General features: G+C 62.0%; 22 protein-coding genes. 2 read left to right on the top strand and 20 right to left on the bottom strand.

All coding sequences use genetic code 11. The features are described 5' to 3' along the window. Positions 1 to 36 precede the first annotated feature (36 nt). Positions 37 to 1,467, top strand: a complete 1,431-nt coding sequence (locus AAFO92_RS04250; RefSeq protein ID WP_347533419.1) for a DEAD/DEAH box helicase — start codon at positions 37 to 39, stop codon at positions 1,465 to 1,467. A 6-nt stretch (positions 1,468 to 1,473) separates the two neighbouring features. Here the strand turns inward: AAFO92_RS04250 and AAFO92_RS04245 are convergent, their stop codons facing one another. Further along, the gene (locus AAFO92_RS04245) at positions 1,474 to 1,755 is read right to left on the bottom strand and encodes a hypothetical protein (RefSeq protein ID WP_347533418.1); all 282 of its coding nucleotides are present in this window, start codon (positions 1,753 to 1,755) and stop codon (positions 1,474 to 1,476) included. Between the two features lie 184 nt (positions 1,756 to 1,939). On the opposite strand from AAFO92_RS04245, the gene AAFO92_RS04240 reads away from it, so the two are divergent. Continuing rightward, positions 1,940 to 3,820: a ricin-type beta-trefoil lectin domain protein gene (locus tag AAFO92_RS04240; RefSeq protein WP_347533417.1), complete on the top strand. Its 1,881-nt coding sequence runs from the start codon at positions 1,940 to 1,942 to the stop codon at positions 3,818 to 3,820. A gap of 34 nt (positions 3,821 to 3,854) precedes the next feature. Here the strand turns inward: AAFO92_RS04240 and AAFO92_RS04235 are convergent, their stop codons facing one another. The 19 genes from AAFO92_RS04235 to AAFO92_RS04145 form a co-directional block, all read right to left on the bottom strand. Beyond that, a complete protein-coding gene (locus AAFO92_RS04235; protein ID WP_347533416.1) occupies positions 3,855 to 4,697 on the bottom strand; it encodes a hypothetical protein in 843 nt (280 codons plus the stop codon). Between the two features lie 165 nt (positions 4,698 to 4,862). Beyond that, positions 4,863 to 6,533 carry a ribonuclease J gene (locus AAFO92_RS04230; RefSeq protein ID WP_347533415.1) on the bottom strand — a complete coding sequence of 557 codons (1,671 nt, stop codon included), beginning with the start codon at positions 6,531 to 6,533 and terminating at the stop codon, positions 4,863 to 4,865. Between the two features lie 6 nt (positions 6,534 to 6,539). After that, a complete protein-coding gene (locus AAFO92_RS04225) occupies positions 6,540 to 7,310 on the bottom strand; it encodes a type III pantothenate kinase (protein ID WP_347533414.1) in 771 nt (256 codons plus the stop codon). Positions 7,311 to 7,327: 17 nt separating this feature from the next. Then, complete coding sequence (locus AAFO92_RS04220; RefSeq protein ID WP_347533413.1) at positions 7,328 to 7,714, bottom strand: DUF4375 domain-containing protein; 387 nt, start codon at positions 7,712 to 7,714, stop codon at positions 7,328 to 7,330. Then, entirely contained in the window at positions 7,714 to 8,463 is a 750-nt protein-coding gene (locus AAFO92_RS04215; protein ID WP_347533412.1) for a biotin--[acetyl-CoA-carboxylase] ligase, read from the bottom strand. Before AAFO92_RS04215 ends, AAFO92_RS04220 begins: the two co-directional genes overlap by 1 nt. A gap of 15 nt (positions 8,464 to 8,478) precedes the next feature. Beyond that, positions 8,479 to 9,915 carry an NADH-quinone oxidoreductase subunit NuoN gene (gene nuoN / locus AAFO92_RS04210; RefSeq protein ID WP_347533411.1) on the bottom strand — a complete coding sequence of 479 codons (1,437 nt, stop codon included), beginning with the start codon at positions 9,913 to 9,915 and terminating at the stop codon, positions 8,479 to 8,481. A 15-nt stretch (positions 9,916 to 9,930) separates the two neighbouring features. Continuing rightward, entirely contained in the window at positions 9,931 to 11,478 is a 1,548-nt protein-coding gene (locus AAFO92_RS04205; RefSeq protein WP_347533410.1) for an NADH-quinone oxidoreductase subunit M, read from the bottom strand. Further along, entirely contained in the window at positions 11,478 to 13,640 is a 2,163-nt protein-coding gene (gene nuoL, locus AAFO92_RS04200; protein WP_347533409.1) for an NADH-quinone oxidoreductase subunit L, read from the bottom strand. Before nuoL ends, AAFO92_RS04205 begins: the two co-directional genes overlap by 1 nt. A gap of 4 nt (positions 13,641 to 13,644) precedes the next feature. Further along, entirely contained in the window at positions 13,645 to 13,950 is a 306-nt protein-coding gene (gene nuoK / locus AAFO92_RS04195; protein WP_347533408.1) for an NADH-quinone oxidoreductase subunit NuoK, read from the bottom strand. Positions 13,951 to 13,990: 40 nt separating this feature from the next. Further along, the gene (locus tag AAFO92_RS04190; protein ID WP_347533407.1) at positions 13,991 to 14,599 is read right to left on the bottom strand and encodes an NADH-quinone oxidoreductase subunit J; all 609 of its coding nucleotides are present in this window, start codon (positions 14,597 to 14,599) and stop codon (positions 13,991 to 13,993) included. After that, positions 14,596 to 15,009 (bottom strand): carboxymuconolactone decarboxylase family protein, encoded by a 414-nt coding sequence (locus tag AAFO92_RS04185; RefSeq protein ID WP_347533406.1) that lies wholly within the window; start codon positions 15,007 to 15,009, stop codon positions 14,596 to 14,598. Before AAFO92_RS04185 ends, AAFO92_RS04190 begins: the two co-directional genes overlap by 4 nt. Then, the gene (locus AAFO92_RS04180; protein ID WP_347533405.1) at positions 15,002 to 15,394 is read right to left on the bottom strand and encodes a carboxymuconolactone decarboxylase family protein; all 393 of its coding nucleotides are present in this window, start codon (positions 15,392 to 15,394) and stop codon (positions 15,002 to 15,004) included. The genes AAFO92_RS04185 and AAFO92_RS04180 overlap by 8 nt, the downstream gene beginning before the upstream one ends. After that, positions 15,391 to 15,885, bottom strand: coding sequence for an NADH-quinone oxidoreductase subunit NuoI (gene nuoI, locus AAFO92_RS04175; protein WP_347533854.1), 495 nt, complete (start codon positions 15,883 to 15,885; stop codon positions 15,391 to 15,393). Before nuoI ends, AAFO92_RS04180 begins: the two co-directional genes overlap by 4 nt. 4 nt (positions 15,886 to 15,889) lie before the next feature. Continuing rightward, positions 15,890 to 16,657 carry a methyltransferase domain-containing protein gene (locus AAFO92_RS04170; protein WP_347533404.1) on the bottom strand — a complete coding sequence of 256 codons (768 nt, stop codon included), beginning with the start codon at positions 16,655 to 16,657 and terminating at the stop codon, positions 15,890 to 15,892. Positions 16,658 to 16,660: 3 nt separating this feature from the next. After that, the gene (gene nuoH / locus AAFO92_RS04165; RefSeq protein ID WP_347533403.1) at positions 16,661 to 17,698 is read right to left on the bottom strand and encodes an NADH-quinone oxidoreductase subunit NuoH; all 1,038 of its coding nucleotides are present in this window, start codon (positions 17,696 to 17,698) and stop codon (positions 16,661 to 16,663) included. Between the two features lie 7 nt (positions 17,699 to 17,705). Further along, positions 17,706 to 18,107 (bottom strand): hypothetical protein, encoded by a 402-nt coding sequence (locus AAFO92_RS04160; protein WP_347533402.1) that lies wholly within the window; start codon positions 18,105 to 18,107, stop codon positions 17,706 to 17,708. Then, positions 18,107 to 20,125, bottom strand: a complete 2,019-nt coding sequence (gene nuoG / locus AAFO92_RS04155) for an NADH-quinone oxidoreductase subunit NuoG (protein WP_347533401.1) — start codon at positions 20,123 to 20,125, stop codon at positions 18,107 to 18,109. Before nuoG ends, AAFO92_RS04160 begins: the two co-directional genes overlap by 1 nt. A 6-nt stretch (positions 20,126 to 20,131) precedes the next feature. Then, complete coding sequence (locus tag AAFO92_RS04150) at positions 20,132 to 20,539, bottom strand: DUF5333 domain-containing protein (RefSeq protein WP_347533400.1); 408 nt, start codon at positions 20,537 to 20,539, stop codon at positions 20,132 to 20,134. A 124-nt stretch (positions 20,540 to 20,663) separates the two neighbouring features. Continuing rightward, positions 20,664 to 20,999 (bottom strand): hypothetical protein, encoded by a 336-nt coding sequence (locus AAFO92_RS04145; protein WP_347533399.1) that lies wholly within the window; start codon positions 20,997 to 20,999, stop codon positions 20,664 to 20,666. Between the last annotated feature and the right edge of the window lie 25 nt (positions 21,000 to 21,024).

Raw genomic sequence — 21,024 nt, 5'->3', positions numbered from 1 at the left:
GCGGGCCAAGGCAGTGTCCGCAAAAGACGGACACATATGACCAAGTTTTCCGAGTTGAAGCTGAACCCCAAGGTTCTGAAAGCCATTGACGAAGCCGGGTACGAAACCCCGACCCCGATCCAGGCAGGTGCGATTCCACCCGCGCTGGAAGGGCGTGACGTTCTGGGCATCGCCCAGACCGGTACCGGCAAGACCGCCAGCTTTACGCTGCCCATGCTGTCGCTGCTGGCCCGTGGACGGGCCCGGGCGCGGATGCCGCGTTCACTGGTGCTGTGCCCCACGCGGGAACTGGCCGCGCAGGTGGCCGAGAATTTCGACACCTATTCCAAGCACCTGAAGCTGACCAAGGCGCTGCTGATCGGCGGTGTCAGTTTCAAGGAACAGGACCAGCTGATTGACAAGGGCGTCGACGTGCTAATCGCCACTCCGGGCCGCCTGCTGGATCATTTCGAACGCGGCAAGCTGATCCTGAGCGACGTGAAGGTCATGGTCGTGGACGAGGCCGACCGGATGCTGGACATGGGGTTCATTCCCGATATCGAGCGGATCTTCGGCCTGACCCCCTTTACCCGCCAGACGCTCTTTTTCTCCGCCACCATGGCGCCCGAGATCGAGCGGATCACCAACATGTTCCTCAGCAACCCCGAGCGGATAGAGGTAGCGCGGCAGGCCACCGCGTCCGAGACCATCGAACAGGGCGTGGTGATGTTCAAGGCCAGCCGGCGTGACCGCGAAGGCACCGAGAAGCGCAAGCTCTTGCGCGCGCTGATCGACGGTGAAGGCGAGAAATGCACCAACGCAATCATCTTCTGCAACCGCAAGACGGATGTGGATATCGTCGCCAAATCGCTCAAGAAATACGGCTATGACGCCGCGCCCATTCATGGCGACCTGGACCAGTCGCAGCGCACCCGCACCTTGGACGGGTTCCGCGAAGGCACGCTGCGGTTCCTCTGCGCGTCCGACGTGGCCGCCCGCGGTCTGGATGTGCCTTCGGTCAGCCACGTGTTCAATTTCGACGTGCCCGGCCATGCCGAGGATTACGTGCACCGCATCGGCCGCACCGGCCGCGCGGGCCGTGACGGCAAGGCGATGATGATCTGTATCCCCCGGGACGAAAAGAACCTGGATGCAATCGAACGCCTGATCCAGAAGGAAATCCCCCGGATCGACAATCCGCTGAAATCCGATGATGCCCCGGCAGCGGACACTGACGAGGTCAAAGCCGACAAACCGAAACGCACCCGCTCGCGCAAAAAGCCCGAGGACAAGACCGAGACCAAAGATACGGCGCAGGCGCAGAAGCAGCAGGACGACACGCCCAAAACCCGCAGCCGCGCAGGCCGGGACAAATCGGATGGCGGCAAATCCGATCGTGGCGGGCGCAGCGGCAACAAGGTTGTCGGCATGGGCGATCACCTGCCCAGCTTCATCGCGCTCAGCTTCGACGACCGGCGGACAGGCTGATCCGCGTCAGCGCACCGGCACGGAAAAGAGGATGTACCCTTGCACCCGCGCGACCTCTTGCGCGCCCGTTTCGGTGACAAAAACCCCGACACCTTCGTAATCTTCCGGGCAGCCCACCAGATCGGCGGCATCATCCAGGTAATTGACCGTGGCCGCGCTCTCTCCGACCAACTGGCACTGATCGGCCGGGGCGCGATAGCCGCGCACAAAGGGCAGGTCCGCTTCGGGCCGGGGCTCGGGCGCGCAGGCCGCCACCAGCAGTGCCCCTGAAAACATCAGTTTACGCATCCCCCAATCTCCTCCTCTGAATTGGCTTCGGCATCGACAGAACGACAGATTATCCCGCGAATTGCAATCACAGGGAATCGGGACGGGCAAAGTTCGACCGCAACCGCACAAACCCATTTTCCTTGACCTAAGGGAAACTTCTCCTCAAAGTTGTTTTATTTTCAAACAACTATTGGAGGTATTCATGTTGCGATCCGTCAGAATTTGTTTCATCGCCGCCCTGTTGGCCCCGATCCCCGCCATCGCCCAGCAGACCCTCGGCGACAGCTACGGCACCCATGATTACCCGATCACCCGGGGCGACAATGCGCAGATCGGCCTGCCCTTCGATACGGTCACCAGCCAGTTCAAGGGCCCCGAACCCTGTATCGAGGGCTTCACCTCGTTCACCAGCGAGGGCGACAAGGGCCCCTATGACAAACGCCTGATGCAGGTGTCGAACACGCTGGGGTTGATGCGCACGCTGAACATCGACGTTTCGGCCAGCGGCAAGGTTTTCGGCGGGGAAGTTACCGGGAAAATGGGCTTTGCCCATGACAGCAAGCTGAACCAGACCAGCCTGAACTATGCGCTCTATGCCCATTACCAGGGGGCCCCGGAAAAGATAAAGGTCAAGGAGGGCGCCAGTATCCGTCTGACCAAACCGGCCAGGAATATCCTCAAGAACAAGGGCGAGGCCGCGTTCCGCGAGAAATGCGGCGATTCCTTTGTCAGCATGATCTATACCGGCGCGCAGGGCTATGCGATCCTGTCCTTCCACAGCGTTGACCAATCCACCCGCAATAGCATTTCCTCGTCGATGCAGGCCAAGGGCGCCGGCTGGAGTGTCGACAGCAAGGTCAACGCCACGGTCAACCAGCAGAAAGCCAGCGGCAAACTGCAAATCACCTACAGCCAGACCGGCGGCAAACCCGTTTCGGGCGTGTCCGAGAGCGGCACCCCCGTCGATGCCGAATGGGCATCCGTCAAGACCGCGATCGACGGGCTGAACCAGACGCCCAACACCGTCAATGTCGGCTATCAGGTGCAATCCTACGATGCGCTTGTCAGCTGGAATCACAAGAAGCTGACACCAAGCCCCGACCTGCTGAGGCTGGCCTATTACCGGGCCGCCTATAACACGATGCTGAACACGGTCGAGCCACTGGTCAACAAACCAGGCGCGGCAGAATTCACCCATGTTCTGGGCCGCAACCAGAACGCGGGTGCCGGCGATCAGGACAGCCTGAGCAAGCTGCAAAACGATCTGCTGGCGAACCGCGCGACGGTCGAACAGCTCTACAAGGACTGTAACGACTGGCGGGTCAAGAACGCGCCGGCCAAATGCGCCGATGACCACGCCCTGACCGCCTCGCTCGACGATGAGGCGACCGACCCGTACCTGCTGATGGCGCGCCTGCCGCTGCAGATGGCCAACCCGGCCCAACCGGCCGAGGCGTTCCTGGGCAAACCCGACCTTGTGGACGCGATCTTTGACCAGGATCATGTCGCGGCGCGCAACAGCTATTGCCAGTTCGAGCAGAACCTGGGCTTCAAGCATCCCGGCTGCATGGACATCCCGCAGCTGCGCGCGGCCTATAAGCACAAGGTCGAAGATGCCGTCAGCGACATCTGGTATCCGGCCCCCGGGCTTTACCAGATGAAATCGCTCTATCGCCATGACGCGACCTGCCTGACGGCCCAGACCGCCAAAAGCTCGGATCAGAAACTATACATGAAGACCTGCGCCTCGGACGCACCCAAGGCCCTGCAGCGGTTCCGCTGGCTGCCCACCGGCCAGCTGCAGATCCGCGAAAAGGCCTGTATCGCCGCCCCGGTCAAGAACGGTGCCCATCTTTCCCCGCATGCCTGCCACAGCAAGGAAGGCGTGCAGCAATGGCGGTTTATCCCGGTGAAACGCGATGCCAATGCACGCAAACCCGGTGCCGCGGGCGTCCTGCAAGAGGCGGGATATGGCCGCTGCTTGCTGTTCGGCACACCGAAGCAGGGCGAGAAAACCTATGTGGTGACGAACCATTGCAATCTCGACAGCGGAAACCAGCACTGGAGCTATATTCCGAAATAGCGGCACAACCGGTCACGCGAACACCCGGGCGGGCTCAGTCCAGGTAATCATCGGCCCGCTGCCCGGCCCGCTGGTGGTGAATCGGCAAGGTCCGGCCATATAGCTGTTGCGTACGCTCGGGCGCGCCGACCATACCCGGCTCTTCCACATAGGAGAAAATCGCCACATAGCGCGGGCGTGCGCCCTTCAGCGGCGCCACCCGATGCAGCGAATAACGCCCACGGAATAGTTGCAGATCGCCGGGTTCCAGCTCCAGCACCGTCACCTTGTCCGAGGTGCCGTTCAGCACCCGCGCCACCTCTTCGAAGTTTTCGTTGCCTTCGCGAATGCCCGGCGCATATTCGAATGCGCCCCCCTCCTCGGCGTTCTGGATCGCCAGCGTCACCGTGAAATTGTTGGTGTCGAAATGCCAGGGGAACCCGTTGCCCTCTTCGGCCACGTTGACGATCACATCCGCCAGCGGGTCGGCATAGCGGTAGAACTTCTCTTCCTGCAGGCAGTCGCGGATGAAATCATCGAACCCCGGCGTGTCATAGACGCTGCGCAGCGGGCCGTTCGCGGGGAAATTGTCGGCGGGCACAAACGCGTTCGACCGGTCATAGAACTGTCGGCGCGGGTCATCATCTGGCAGGCTGGGATCATCCTTGGTAAAATAGGCGTTGGTCCGGCTTTTCGACCAGTGCCCCTTGGCGGCAACGCTGTCCGCCTCGGCCGCCAGCGCGGCAATACCCTCCGGGGTCAGAAACCCCTTGAGCACCGCGCAACCGTCGCCGTCCAGGTCGGCTCGCACCTGCGCCAGCACCCGATCACGCGCGGGGCCATCCCGGTTGATCGGATAGCGGGCCAGGTCGATCAGTCGGGTTGCGTCGGCAGTCATCGAGGTCGGCTCCGTTTCATGGATCCATGAAACGCCCCGCGCGCCGGACCGGTCTGCGCTGTTTTCGACATTTCCGGCGTCGCAAACGCGAAAACGGCGGCGTTTCCCCCCGACAAGGCGCCGGACTGCCGGGGACCGCCTGTTTCGGCCCCGATGACCGATCCCCTACGAGGACAACCGGCTGATGATGATCGACACCTCGGGTTTCTTGCCGATCTCGCCCTGGGCGCTTTGCCGCGTGACCCGGCGCAGGCCCTCTTCCAGCTTGTCGTCGTCGATCAGCGTCTTCGACCCGGCGCGGCCCATGAACTGGCTCAAGTCTTCCTCTAGCACGTCGACCAGCGGCGCGCGGCTCAGCCCGGTTTCCGGCAGGCCCTTGATTTCACACCAGGGCTCGCCCAAAGGCTCGTCATCCTCGTCCAGGATCACGTTCACCATCACATGCCCGTTCAGCGCCATGCGGATGCGGTCGCGCACCACCCCGTCCAGCGCGCCGATCTTGACCGACCCGTCCAGATAGGTTCGCCCGGTCTCGATATATTCGGCCACTACCGGCGGGCTCTGGCTGAGGTCGATCATCATGCCATTCACCGCAAGTACGCCGTATAGGCGGTTGTTCTTCGCCAGTTTTACATGTTCGCGCAGATGCCGGTGTTCGCCATGCATCGGGATCACCATCTGCGGATGGATCAGCTTGTGCATCCGGTCCAGGTCCGGCCGGTTGGCATGGCCCGATACGTGGTAAAGCCCGCTGCTGTCATCGACCACGTCAACGCCCATCTCGCTGAACTGGTTGACGATCCGGATGACACCGCGCTCATTGCCGGGGATGGTCTTGGACGAGAACAGGAACGTGTCGCCCTCGGTCAGGGTGATACCGTTATACTTGCCCTGCGCCAGCTGCGCGCTGGCCGCGCGGCGTTCCCCCTGTGATCCGGTGACGATCAGCATCAGGCTTTCGCGCGGTATCTGCTTGGCGTCCTCCGGGCTGACAACTTTGGGAAAGCCCTTCAGCACGCCGGTTTCCACGCTGGCCTCGATCATCCGCCGCATCGCCCGGCCCATCAGGCAGACCGACCGACCGGCGCGCACCCCGGCCTCGGCCAGCGTCTTGACCCGTGCCACGTTACTGGCGAAGGTGGTGCAGACGAACATGCCTTTTGCCCCGGCAACCAGCTTTTCGATCTCGGGGCCGATGCTCGATTCCGACCGCCCCTCGGCAGGGCTGAAAACATTGGTGGAATCGCAGATCAGCGCCTTGACACCGGGTTTGGCGATCTCTTGCCACTGGCCGGGGTCGAACGGCTCGCCCACCACCGGGTCGGCATCCATCTTGAAATCGCCGGTATGCACCAGGCGCCCCTCGGGCGTGTCGATCACCAGACCCGAGCTTTCGGGGATCGAATGGGAAAGCGGTACGAACCCCACCGTGAACGGCCCCGCCTCTGTGGTCTCGGGCCAGGGCGAGACGGTGCGCACGGCAGTATCGGGGTGGCCGTGTTCCTCCATCTTGCGCCGCGCGATATTGGCGGTGAAAGCGCGCGCATAGATCGGTGCGCCCAGTTGGTCGTAATAATGCGCAACCGCGCCCACGTGATCCTCGTGCGCATGGGTGATGAACACCGCCTCCAGCTGATTTCGGCGCTCGGCCAGCCACTGAATGTCCGGCAGGATCAGATCGACACCGGGGCTGCCATCCATATCCGGGAAGGTCACGCCCAGATCCACCAGGATCAGCCGTTCCTCGCCGGGTTTGCCATAGCCGTAGACATAGGCGTTCATGCCGATTTCGCCCGCCCCGCCAAGCGGCAGGTAAATCAGTCTTTCGCTGCTCATCGGGCTTCAGCCTTCCTTGTTGTAGTCATGGATCACGGTCAGCCCATGCATTGTCAGATCATCCTCGAACACGTCGAACATCGCGTGCCCCTGCTCGAACAGCGGCGCCAGACCACCGGTCGATATCACCTGCATCGGGCGGCCGAACTCGGCCTTAACTCTTTCGCATATCCCGTTGATAAGCCCAACATATCCCCAGAAGACACCGGATTGCATGCAATCGACGGTATTGGTGCCGATCACATGGGACGGCTTGGTCACGTCGATATGCGGCAGGGCCGCGGCGGCGGTGTGCAGCGCCTCCAGCGACAGGTTCACCCCCGGCGCAATCACGCCGCCGACATAGGCACCGTCATGATCGATCACGTCAAAGGTGGTCGCGGTGCCGAAATCCACCACGATCAGGTCGCCGCCATGCCGGTCATAGGCCCCTGCGGTATTGACCAGCCGGTCCGGGCCCACCTGCGTGCCCTCATCCACCCGCGGTTCCACCGGCAGACGGCATTCCGGCTTGCCCACCACCAGCGGCCGGCAGCCAAAAAACCGGTCGGCAAAGACGCGCAGGTTGAAAACCACGCGCGGGACCGTGGAGGAAATGATGACATCGGTAATCTCGACATCGATCCCGAAATGTTTGACCAGCGTGGAATACCAGGTGAAATAGGCATCCGCCGTGCGCGCATGATGGGTCGAGGTGCGCAGGGTGCACAGGAATTTCTTGCCATCCCAGATCGAGAAGACGGTATTGGTGTTGCCGCAATCTATCGCCAGAAGCATTTCTTCTTTATCTCGTCTCAGGTTACAGCGCGTTCGAGAGCCGCCATCAGCATGTACTCCAACTCATGAAATTTCGCATCAAAAATAGCGAACTCTTGTTCAAGAGCCTCACTGATAACTTCCTCAACTATATCGGGAGCCGTTCTTGCTGTGTTTTGCCAGCGCAGTATCGCCTGCATCAAATTGTCGGCCAGCGTTTCCTGCTGCAACTCGCGGGCAGTTCTCGCTGCCAGCGACCACTCTTCCTGATGCGTTCTGTTGAGAAAGTACTGGAAATGACCACCGTTATTGACTTCCGATTGATACCAAAACAGGGCGTAAAATCCTGTTTCCTCGCGGCGCGGTGGGGCCTGTTCCGTTGCACGAAGGCAGAAATTATTCCAAGGGTGTTCGGACAAATTCATCAAAAGAACACGTCCGCAGCCGGGACCGCCACGCGGGATTTGGCCGTAGATAGTACAAGATTGCCGGCCGCGTCCACCGTTTCAAAAGTACCTGTCAACTCGTCACGCGATGTCCGGGCGGTCACCACCTCGCCCAGGCGGGCGGCGCGATCCAGCCAGGCGGTGCGGATGGGTTCGAACCCGTAGGTGGCGAACTGATCCTCGTATTTGGCATAGGCCGGGGCCAGCAGATCGAGGAACTCTTCGGGCGACACATCGGCGCCGGTTTCGGACAGCAGCGAAACCGGCCGCGTGGCCGTCTGCTCGACCTGCACGGCGGCTGGCGCCTCTTTCAGGTTCACCCCGATCCCGATGGCAAAATGCGTCAGCCGCCCGCCGCTGCCCGCGCTTTCCAGCAGGATGCCCGCCAGCTTGCCGCCGTTCAGCAGAACGTCATTGGGCCATTTCAGCGAAAACGGCTCGGACCTGCCGGTGGCCGCCACCAGCGCATCGTAAAGCGCAAGGGCCGCCACGAAGGACCGAAGCGCAACCTTGTCCGGTGTCTCTGCCGGATGCATGACCAGCGTGGCGGCGAAATTGCCCGCCGGATTGACCCAGCCGCGTCCGCGTCGGCCGCGGGCGGCCGTCTGCTCCAGCGCCAGGATCCATTCCGGCCCGCTCAGGCCGGGCGCGATCCGCGCGGCCTCGGCATTGGTGCTGTCGACGCTTGCCAGGACCCGCTTGCCATATCCCTCGGGCCAGCCGGTCATGGGTGCAGGCCCGGATCAGTTGACAAGGGTTGCCGCCGCCGCCTCGGCAATGGTTTCGACACCGAACATGTTGATGATGCCCACAAGCATGACCGTGGCCGACACCATCAGCAGGCTCCAGAGGATCGGCGACCGGGTTGTTTCCAGGCCCTCCCGCTCTTCGCCGAAATACATGAAAAAGACGATCCGCAGGTAGTAATACGCGCCGATGACCGAGGCGATCACGCCCGCCACCGCCAGCCAGGCCAGCCCGCCGTCATAGGCCGCACGCAGCACGTAGAACTTGCCGAAGAATCCCAGGAGCGGCGGCACGCCGGCCAGGCTGAACAGCAGTACCAGCATCGCCATCGCACGGGCCGGATGGGCCTTGGAATACATGTTCAGGCTGGCGATATCCGTCACCGGCTGGCCGTCGCGCTCCATGCTGAGGATGAAGGCGAAGGTGCCCACATTCATCGTCACGTAAATCGCCATGTAGATCAGCATCGCCTGCACCCCGAACGCATTGCCTGCGGCAAGGCCCATCAGGGCAAAGCCCATATGCGCGATCGAGGAATAGGCCATCAGGCGCTTGATGTCGGTCTGGCCGATGGCGGCAACCGCACCCAGGAACATCGACAACACGCTCAGGAGCGCGATCACCTGCTGCCAGTCACCGACGACCCCGCCATAGGCATCATGCACGACCCGCGCAAAAAGGCCCATTGCCGCCATCTTGGGGGCGGTGGCAAAGAAGGCCGTGATCGGGGTGGGCGAGCCTTCGTAGACATCCGGCGTCCACATGTGGAACGGCACTGCGCTGACCTTGAAGGCCATGCCCGAGATGACGAAGACGATCCCGAAGAGCAGCCCCAGCGGTGCCTGACCGTCGGCCGCCGCGATGATGCCCGAAAAGAGCGTCGTGCCGGCATAGCCATAGGTCAGCGATGCACCGTAAAGCAGCAGGCCCGAGCTGAGCGCGCCAAGCACGAAGTATTTCAACCCGGCCTCGGTCGAACGGGCCGAGTCGCGGCGCAGCGAGGCCACGACATAGAGCGCCAGCGATTGCAGCTCGAGCCCCATATAGAGCGCCATCAGGTCGCCGGCGCTGACCATCACCATCATGCCCACGACCGACAGCGCGATCAGCAGCGGATATTCGAACCGCAGGATATTGCGCCGGGCCATGTATTCCTGCCCCATCACCAGCACTGCCGCGGCGCTGAGCAGGATCGTGACCTTGGCAAAGCGGGCAAAGCCGTCATCGACGAACATGCCGCCAAATGCCTCGCGCGTGCCGCCCGTGGTCGCGCCGATAAACAGGGCCATCGCCACGAACAGCGCCGCCGTCAGCCAGACCAGCAATCCGGCCATCCTGTCCTTGCCGCTATAGACCGTGAAGAGGAGCGCCGCCATCGCGTAGACCGACAGCACGATCTCGGGGACGATAATGTTCAGATCAGCCTGGATCATCTCTCGGGCCTCCGGTTAATGCGAAACGGCTGCGGTCTGGCTGGCGGCGTGGCCGTCTGCCAGGGCAGTGTCATAGTTTACGATCAGCGCCTCGACCGAGGGGCCGATGATGTCGGTCACCAGGCTGGGATAGACCCCCAACAGGATGGTCATCACCACCAGCGGCGCAAAGATCGCGCGTTCACGGCGGCTCATGTCGGTGATCGACTTCAGGCTTTCCTTGATCAGATCGCCCATCACCACGCGGCGATAGAGCCAGAGCGCGTAGGCCGCGCTGAGGATCACGCCCGAGGTCGCCACAAGCGCCACCCAGGTATTGACCTGGAAGATGCCCATCAGGGTCAGGAATTCGCCGATGAACCCGGACGTGCCCGGCAGCCCGACATTGGCCATGGTGAACAGCATGAAGATCAGCGCATAGGCGGGCATCCGGTTGACCAGACCGCCATAGGCGTCGATCTCGCGCGTGTGCATCCGGTCATAGATCACGCCCACGCAGAGGAAGAGCGCGCCCGAGATGAACCCGTGGCTGAGCATCTGGAAAATGGCGCCATCAATGCCCTGCTGGTTGGCGGCAAAGATGCCCATCGTGACGTAGCCCATGTGGGCAACCGAGGAATAGGCGATGAGCTTCTTCATGTCCTCCTGCGCCAGGGCGACGAGCGAGGTGTAGACGATGGCGATGGCCGACATCCACAGAACCAGCGGCGTCATCACCTCGGACCCGATGGGGAACATCGGCAGGCTGAAGCGCAGGAAGCCGTAGCCGCCCATCTTCAGCAGGATCGCCGCCAGCACGACCGAGCCCGCCGTCGGCGCCTGCACGTGCGCATCCGGCAGCCAGGTATGGACCGGCCACATCGGCATCTTGACCGCGAAGCTGGCAAAGAAGGCGATGAACATCAGCGTCTGTGCCCCGCCCAGGATGTAGATGCCCAGGATGCTGAAGCTTTCGGACGAGAACTGGTGGTTCATCAGCGTCGGAATGTCGGTGGTGCCCGCATCGGCGAACATCGCCACCATCGCCACCAGCATCAGCACCGAGCCGAGGAAGGTGTAGAGGAAGAACTTGAAGCTGGCATAGATGCGGTCCTTGCCGCCCCAGATGCCGATGATCAGGAACATCGGGATCAGCCCCGCCTCGAAGAACAGGTAGAACAGCACCAGGTCGAGCGCCATGAACACGCCCAGCATCAGCGTTTCCAGCACCAGGAAGGCAATCATGTATTCCTTGACCCGCGTGGTGACGTTCCACGAGGCGGCGATGGTCAGCGGCATAATGAAGGTGGTCAGCAGCACGAAGAGCACGCTGATCCCATCGACGCCCATCTTGTATTTCAGACCCAGAAGCCAGCTGCGTTCTTCCACGAACTGGAATCCGGTGTCGTTCGGGTCGAAACCGGCCAGGATGAAGAGCGACACGATGAAGGTCAGCGAAGTCGCGATCAGCGCCACCCATTTGGCATTGCGCTGCGCCGCCTCATCCTCGCCCCGCAGAAAGATCAGCAGGATCGCCGCCGCGATGGTCGGGATGAAGGTGGTGATGGAAAGCAGGTTATCCATTAGCGTGCCCCCCCGCTAAAACTCATCCAGGTGACAAGCACCGCGATGCCGATGACCATCCAGAAGGCATAGGTGAAGATGTAACCCGATTGCGCCCGCCCGGCGAGGCGGGTGAAGAAGGGGATGATCCCCATCGCAACCCCGTTGATCGTACCGTCGATCACGCTGCCATCGCCGCGTTTCCAGAAGAACGAGCCGAGCGATTTTGCCGGCCGCACGAGGATCGCGTCGAAGATCTCGTCGAAATACCACTTGTTCAGCAGGAACAGGTACAGGGGACGCTGGTTTTCGGCCAGTTTCCGGGGCATCTCGGGATTGGCGATATAGAACCAGAACGCCACCGCGAAACCGATCAGCATAGCGATGAACGGGCTGACCTTGACCCATTTGGGCGCATGGTGCGCGTCGTCCATCACGTGGTTGTCCGGCGCCATGAAGATCGCACCCTTGGGTGCTTCGCCACTATGGGCCACCTCAGCATGGGCATCGTCTTTCGCCGTCGCGCCATGCCCGTCATCGGCCACTTCGCCATGACCCTCGTCTGCGGCATGGGTGTCCGCTGCGCCGTGGCCGTCATCCGCCGCGCCGTGGCCATCCTCTGCGCCATGCTCTGACGCCTCGGCGTGGTGGTTCGGAATGCCGAAGAAACTGTTCACCTGCTCGTGCTTGCCGAAGAAGCTGCCATACCAGATCATGCCCGCAAAGACCGAGCCAAGCGCCAGCACGCCAAGCGGCGCCAGCATGGTCATCGGGCTTTCATGGGCATGCTCGTGGGTATGCTTGTCGCCCCGCGGTGCGCCGTAGAAGGTCATGAAGATAAGCCGCCAGCTGTAGAAGCTGGTGAACAGCGCCGCGATGACCAGCGCCCAGAAGGCATAGCCCCCCGCCGTGCCCGCATAGGCGCTTTCGATCACGGCGTCCTTGCTGAGGAACCCGGCGAAACCGATCGTGGTCAGCGGGATGCCGACGCCGGTGATCGCCAGCGTACCGATCATCATCGCCCAGAAAGTATAGGGCAGCTTGTCCTTCAGCCCGCCATAGTTCCGCATGTCCTGTTCGTGGTGCATCCCGTGGATGACCGAGCCCGCGCCAAGGAAAAGCATCGCCTTGAAGAAGGCATGGGTGAAGAGATGGAACATCGCCACCGAATAGACCCCGACGCCCGCGGCCACGAACATGTAGCCCAGCTGCGAGCAGGTCGAATAGGCGATGACGCGCTTGATGTCGTTCTGCACCAGGCCCACGGTTGCCGCGAAGAACGCGGTCGAGGCGCCGATGAAGGTCACGACCATCTTGGCCTCGGGCGCATATTCAAACAGCGGCGACATCCGGCACACCAGGAATACGCCCGCCGTCACCATCGTCGCCGCGTGGATCAGCGCGCTTACCGGTGTCGGGCCTTCCATCGCGTCCGGCAGCCAGGTGTGCAGGAACAGCTGCGCCGATTTCCCCATCGCCCCCACGAACAGCAGGAAGGCGATCAGGTTGGCCGCGTTCCATTCGGTCCACAGGAAGGTCAGCTGCGTCTGCGCCAGCTCGGGCGCGGCGGCGAAAACATCATCGAACCTGATGCTGTCGGTCAGGAAATACAGCGCCATGATCCCAAGCGCAAAGCCGAAATCCCCCACCCGGTTGACGACGAAAGCCTTGATCGCCGCGGCGTTGGCCGACGGCTTGCGGAAATAGAAACCGATCAGCAGGTACGAGGCGAGGCCCACCCCCTCCCAGCCGAAGAACATCTGTGCCAGGTTGTCGGCCGTCACCAGCATCAGCATGGCAAAGGTGAAGAAGCTCAGATAGGCAAAGAAGCGCGGGCGGTAGCTTTCGTTTTCCTCGTCGAAATTCTCGTCATGGGCCATGTAGCCCATCGAATAGAGATGCACGAGCGCCGAAACGGTCGTGACCACGATCAGCATGATCGCCGTCAGCCGGTCCAGCCGGATCGCCCAGGCGGTATCCAGCGTGCCGGACTGGATCCAGTCCAGCACATGGATGTAGCGGGTTTCGCCATCATGCGCGAAGAACACGATCCAGCTGAGCAGACAGGCCAGGAACAACAGACCCGTGGTCAGCCATTGCGCGCCCTTGTCGCCGATGATCCGCCAGCCGAAACCGCCGATGATGGCCCCGATGAGCGGCGCGAAGAGGATGATCTTTTCCATGTCGTCAGCCCTTCATCACGTTGACATCTTCGACCGCGATGGTGCCGCGGTTGCGGAAGAAGCAGACCAGGATCGCAAGTCCGATGGCGGCCTCGGCCGCCGCCACGGTCAGGACGAAGAGGGCAAAGACCTGCCCCACCAGATCACCCGCAAAGGACGAGAAGGCGACAAGGTTGATGTTGACCGACAGCAGCATCAGCTCGATCGACATCAAGAGGATGATGACGTTCTTCCGGTTCAGGAAGAGGCCGAAAATGCCGATGACGAACAAGGCCGCCGCCACCGTCAGATAATGTTCCAAACCAATCATGTCGTCCCTCGGTTTTTCTTTTTTGCCTGGGTCAGACGGGTCACAGCCCCTGCCCCGGTTTCACGTCTTTCAGTTCCATCACCTTGGCCGGATCGCGGTACATCTGGGCCAGCACATCCTGGCGTTTGACATCCGCGCGGTGGCGCAGGGTCAGGACAATTGCCCCGATCATCGCCACCAGCAGAATGAGCCCCGCCAGCTGGAAAAGCAGGAAGTACTTGTCATAGAGCAGCAGGCCCAGGGCGGCGGTGTTATGGGTGCCCTCGGGCGGCAGGGCGGCGCGGGCGGCCTCGGCCCCGTCTGAGGTTTCCCAGACGCCGTATGCCAGACCGAACTGCATCAGCAGGATCATCCCGATCAGGATCGCCAGCGGCATGTATTTGGCCATCTCCGCCTTCAGCTCGGCGAAATCCACGTCCAGCATCATCACCACGAACAGGAACAGCACCGCGACCGCGCCCACGTAAACGATCACCAGCAGCATGGCGACGAATTCCGCCCCCAGCAGCACGAAAAGCCCCGCCGCGCTGATGAATGACAGGATCAGCCACAGCACCGAATGCACCGGGTTACGGCTGATCACGGTGAACAGCCCCCCGGTCAGCACGGAAATCGCGAACAGATAGAAGCACAGCGTTGCGATGGTCATGTCTCTTTTCCCTCTTCCTCGTGCCCGTCCAGCACCTCGCGCGCGGTTTCCATCGCGCGGGTCATCGACGGCAGGCCCGCGAATACCGACATCATGCCGATGGTCTCGGCGATCTCATCCCTGGTGGCCCCGGCCTCGAGCGCGTGGCGCACGGTCATCCGGATCTGCGTATCGCTCTGGGCGCCCAGCATCGTCAACCCCGCCAGCGTGATCAGCAGCCGCGTCTTGGCGTCCAGCCCGTCCTTGCTGATGCCCTTGCCAAAGGTCATCTCCATGAATTCCTTGGGCATGGTCGGCCACAGGTTTTCAAGGTCTTTCGGCGTGAAAGATTCCAGCGCCGGGTTGAAGGCCTTGGCCATCTCCTGCGCCTGCTGCATCATCACCGCAAAGGGGTTGGTGGTATCAGCCATTCTCCGCCCCCTCGGCCTCGAAGACCTCCAAGGCGGCGTTGAGCGCGTTGATCATCGCCGGAAACCCGCCATAAAGCGCCATCTGGTTGATCACTTCGGCCACTTCCCGCTGTGTCGCCCCCGACCGCAGCGCATTGCGGATATGAACCTGCAATTGCGGGCGTGTCTGCCCTCCCAAAGCCGCCAAGGCGGCCACCGTGGCCAGGTAGCGGGTTTTGTCATCCAGCCCGTCGCGGGTGTAGTAATGACCGAACGCGACCTCCATCATCGAGCTCGAAAACCCTGGCAGGATCGCGTCGTAACGCGCCGCCAGAGAATCCTCTATCCCGGGATTTGTGGCCTCGGCCATCGCCTTGCCACGGATATAGGCGTCAGAATGGCTCATCTGTAGGGCGCGTCCAGTTCGAGGTTGCGGGCGATCTCGGCTTCCCAGCGTTCGCCATTCTCCAGGAGTTTCGCCTTGTCATAGAACAGCTCTTCGCGGGTTTCGGTGGCAAACTCGAAATTCGGCCCCTCGACAATGGCATCCACCGGGCAGGCCTCCTGGCAGAAGCCGCAATAGATGCATTTGGTCATGTCGATGTCATAGCGCGTGGTGCGGCGCGACCCGTCATCGCGCGGCTCGGCGTCGATGGTGATCGCCTGCGCCGGACAGATCGCCTCGCAAAGCTTGCAGGCAATGCAGCGTTCCTCACCATTGGGATACCGGCGCAGGGCGTGTTCCCCACGGAACCGCGGGGACAGCGGCCCCTTTTCATGCGGGTAGTTCACCGTGGCCTTGGGCGCAAAAAAGTATTTCAGCCCCAGCTTGAAGCCCTTGATGAAGTCGGTCAGCAGGAAATACCCCGCCGCGCGTCCGTAATCGATATTCGCCATCGCCTCAGCCTCTCGCTTCGTCCAGCCGGATTTCCCCGGCATTGGTGTGGCCTTGCCACGTCGCTTCGTAATCGCTCTGCAGGGCATAGTCCGGCAGATGCGATTCCTTCGTCTTCTCGACCTCGTAATACAGGTATGTCCGCCCCGGCCCGATCTTGTTCTTCAGCCGTAGCCGGTGCCCGGTCAGCGCCGGATCCTCGAACACCACATGCCCGAATTCCAGCCCCGGCTCGATCGGCACGGCGCGGCAGTCGATCACGTTGCAATTGCAGGCGCGTTTCCAGAAGGTCCAGACCAGTTCGGGATTGAACTGGTACATGCCATGCCCGTACCAGCCGTTCAGCCCGTTGGCCGAGATAAACCGCCCGCCGGGTTTCAGCATCCGGTACACGCATTCCAGCGCATTGGGCACGTTGAAGACATGCTCAATCGTACCGCCGTCGAAAATCAGGTCGAATTTCTTTTCAAGCGTCTTGGGGGGCAGGTTGTTCAGATCATGGATGATCGTGGCGCCCTCGTAATCCGAGAAATCCATCGTCTCCATCGCGCCGAAACCCAGCTTGGCCATCAGCGTTTCGCAATAGCCATCCTCCTGCAGAAAATCGAACCGTTTGCCCTCGACCCCGCAGCGCCGCAGAGACGCCTCGTATTCCCGGCGGAAACTGGTCTGAATCCTGAACCCCTGACGCCCCAGCATCAGGGTCCGGCCTTTCGGCTGGAACCGGGTCGAAAGCTCGACCAGACGTTCAAAAAGGACGCAGTCAATTGCCAAGGGTCAGCCTCCTACGGCCCAGCGGGCCCAGGCACCGCCGAGGACTTCGAATTTTGCCAGGAACGACACGATCACCACCCAGGCAAGGCTCAGCGGCAGGAACACCTTCCAGCCGATACGCATCAGCTGGTCATAGCGGTAGCGCGGGGTGATCGCCTTGACCATCGCGAAGATAAAGAAGAAGAACGCCATCTTGGCAACCATCCACAGCACGCCGTCCGGCAGGCCCGGGATGGGCGAGAGCCAACCGCCGAAGAACAGCAGCGAGGTCAGCGCGCACATCAGGAAGATGGCGATATATTCACCGGCCATGAAGAGAAGGAACGGCGTCGAGGAATATTCGACCTGGTAGCCCGCCACCAGTTCCGATTCCGCCTCCGGCAGGTCAAACGGCGGCCGGTTGGTTTCGGCCAGCGCCGAGATGAAGAACAGGAACACCATCGGGAAATGCGGGAGCCAGTACCAGCTGAAAAACCCGTATTTGCCATCCTGCGCAGCGACGATATCGCCGAAATTCATCGAGCCCGTAGAGATGATGACACCGATGATGATGAGGCCGATCGACACCTCGTAGGAAATCATCTGCGCGGCTGAGCGGAGCGATCCCAGGAACGGGTATTTCGAGTTCGAGGCCCAGCCCCCCATGATCACGCCGTAAACCTCCAGCGAGGAGACCGCGAAGACAAAGAGGATGGCCACGTTGATATCGCTCAGCACCCAGCCATCGTTGAACGGAATGACCGCCCAGGCCAGGATCGCCAGCACGAAGCTGGTCATCGGTGCCAGCATGAACACCGCCTTGTCGGCACCGGCGGGCACGACGACCTCCTTGACGACATATTTCAGCGCGTCGGCCACCGACTGTAGAAGCCCGAAAGTGCCCACCACGTTGGGCCCGCGCCGCATCTGCACCGCGGCCCAGATCTTGCGGTCGCCGTAGACCAGGAACAGCAGCGAGATCATGACGAAGGCGACGACGGCCAGACATTGCGCCACGATCAGCACCGCGATCCCGAGCGGGGTTGTAAAGAATTCAGCCATCAGGTCCTCACACCATCGGTATTCCGTTTTCCGCGCAATGCGCGGCGACGACTTCTGCGTCGATTGTCTTGAGCCCACGGGGCAGCGCCGGCGAAATCGTATAAACCGCATCGCCGCGCCAGACGCCACCCTGTTCGACCACATTCGTGCGCACATGGCGGGCAAAACCGTAGCCGCGGATCAGCGCATATTGTGCGGCGGCGCATTGGGCGTATTGATCCACGTCATCGGCCAGGTCATCACCGACCATGGCAACGTGGAAATTCACCAGATCGCCATCCAGCAGCCGGGTATCGATGCCCTGATAGACCGGCATGTCGCGGGTCACCTCGCCGGTCTGTTTTTCACAACCCGACACCCCCGCCGCAAGGGCAAGGACAAGAGGGGGTATGAAAAACCGGCGGCGCATTACTCGGCCGCCATGGGCTTCTTGCCGCGCGCGCTGGCATTGGCGCTGAGTTCGGCCATCAGCTGGCTGGCGCGGGCAATCGGGTTGGTCAGGTAGAAATCGGCAATTGCGCCGCGGAAATCCGCCTTGCCCAGTTGGCCGGCCGGCAGCGGCTGCCAGTCGTTTTCCGGCACCGCGTCGATCTGCGCCAGATGCGGGGCGGTCTCGACCATGGCCTGGCGCAACTGCGCGATGCTGTCATAGGGCAACGCCGCGCCCATCTCGCCACTGAGCGCCCGCAGGATCGCCCAGTTTTCCTTGGCCTCACCGGGGGCAAACCCCGCGCGCAACGCCAGTTGCGGACGGCCTTCGGTATTGACGAACAGGCCCTGTTCCTCGGTATAGGCGGCACCCGGCAGGATCACGTCGGCGCGGTGCGCACCACGATCACCGTGGCTGCCCTGGTAGATCACGAAGGCGCCCTCGGCGATCTCGACCTCATCCGCGCCCAGGTTATAGATCACCTCGGCGCCGTCGATAGCGGCGTCCATCCCGCCCTCGGTGGTACAGCCCACATCCATCGCGCCAACCCGGCCGGCCGCGGTGTGCAGAACCAGAAGTTTGGCGCCGGACTTGTCACAGATCGCCTGTGCCGTTGCCAGAACCGCCGCGCCATCCGCCTCGGCAAGGGCACCCTGGCCGATGATCGCGATGCAGTTCTTGTCGTGAAGCCCGGTCATGTCGAGACCGGCAACATGTTCAAGCGCGGCACGGTCGGTGCCCATATGCTCGTATTCGTAGGTCAGATCGACCCGCTCGCCGACCAGAACAACATCCGCGCCATGTGACCATGCCTTGCGTATGCGCGCATTCAGCACCGGGGCCTCGACCCGGGGGTTGGTGCCGATCAGCAGGATCTTGTCGGCACTGTCGATATCCTCGATCGCCGCCGTGCCCACATAGGCCGAACGGTTGCCCGCAGGCAGTTTCGCGCCATCGGTCCGGCATTCGACACGGCCGCCCTGCCCTTCGATCAGCTGTTTGAGCGCAAAGGCCGCCTCGACCGGTGCCAGATCACCCACCAGACCGGTGACTTTCTTGCCCTTCATCGCCGCCGCGGCGGCGCCAAGCGCCTCACCCCAGCTGGCCGGGCGCAGTTTGCCGCCCTCGCGGATGTAAGGTTTGTCCAGCCGTTGGCGGCGCAGCCCGTCCCAGACAAAGCGCGACTTGTCGGAAATCCATTCCTCGTTCACGCCATCATGGTTGCGCGGCAGGATGCGCATCACTTCGCGGCCCTTGCAATCCACCCGGATGCTGGAGCCAAGCGCATCCATCACGTCGACGGTTTCGGTCTTGGTCAGCTCCCACGGCCGCGCGGTGAAGGCGTAGGGTTTCGACACCAGCGCACCCACCGGGCACAGGTCGATGATGTTGCCCTGCATGTTGCTGTCGAGCGTCTCGCCCAGATAGGCGGTGATCTCGGCATCTTCGCCACGTCCGGTCTGGCCCATCTGGGTAATGCCCGCGACCTCGGTCGTGAAGCGCACGCAACGGGTACAGGAGATGCAGCGCGTCATGTGGGTTTCGACAAGCGGTCCCAGGTCCAGGTCGTCTACCGCGCGCTTGGCCTCGCGGAAACGGCTGAAATCCACGCCATAAGCCATTGCCTGGTCTTGCAAATCACATTCCCCGCCCTGATCGCAGATCGGGCAATCCAGCGGGTGGTTGATGAGCAGGAACTCCATCACCCCCTCGCGGGCCTTCTTGACCATCGGACTGTTGGTCCTGACGACCGGCGGCTGTCCTTCGGGCCCGGGGCGCAGGTCGCGCACCTGCATGGCGCAGCTGGCCGCCGGTTTGGGCGGGCCGCCGACGACCTCGACAAGGCACATCCGGCAGTTCCCGGCAATCGACAGGCGTTCATGATAACAGAAGCGCGGCACTTCGACCCCGGCCTGCTCACAGGCCTGGATCAGGGTCATCGCACCATCCACCTCGATCTCGTTATCGTCGATTATGATCTTGCGTAGGTCAGACATCCGTTCTCACTTTGCTCTGAGCAGCGTGCCGATCCGGCTCTGCTGCTTGATTTCGGCATGGCCCAGCACGCACAGGCTCTGCGGGTCAAGATTGCTGGCACCCTTGGAGTTGAAATAGGCGTTGCGGCGTTTGCGCATCTCGGCCCGGTTGGCCTTGTTTTCGATATAGCTGTTCACTTCCTGGCGGCTGTATCCAAGCGATGTGGCATCCGATTTGAGATCGTTCACGAAACGCTGTGCCTTGAAGAATTTCACCCCGATACTGTCACATCCCCGGTTGATCTTATCGACCACCGACACGATCAGCAGCCTGTCGTTGATGTCGGTCTCGTTGTGCAGACCGGATTGCGCCGATACGCCGCCCGATACGGCAAGCAGGCCCACGGTCAGCGAGGCAAGGGAAGTCATACGCATAACATGTCTCCTTTCATGCGAGGCACGGCTTCCCCCAAGATGGGCTCACCGCGCATCGCAAGACTGGAGCCGCCAATGCCTGATATGCAATAGCAGGCACCGCAACATGTTGATATGGCGCGCTTTATTCCCATACGCGACAACGCCCTTTCAGAACGAGGTTTCCCCTGGATTGCGTGGCATCGGCTGTCGCGGCGTCATCCGGGCCGACGATCCAGTCAATCTCGGAATAGCCGAAGGTCTCGATGCAGTATTTGATCCCGCCGTGCCGACCCGCCTCGCGCGCGCCCGCGATACCCTGCGACGCCCGGCGGACATTCACCACGAAACTTTCCCGGTCACCCTTCACCCTCTTGGCCTTGGTGGGGTAATACTTGCCGTCGAAATAGACGCGCTTGTCCCGGTCCGCGCAGGCACCAAGCATCAGCGTCATTGCCGCCAGAACTGCCAGCATCCTCATGCGCAACCCTCCGCTGCCAGTCGAT

It is taken from the genome of Roseovarius sp. CAU 1744, assembly GCF_039839345.1.
Taxonomy (GTDB): Bacteria; Pseudomonadota; Alphaproteobacteria; order Rhodobacterales; family Rhodobacteraceae; genus Roseovarius.
This window is presented reverse-complemented; position numbering and strand designations above follow the sequence as displayed.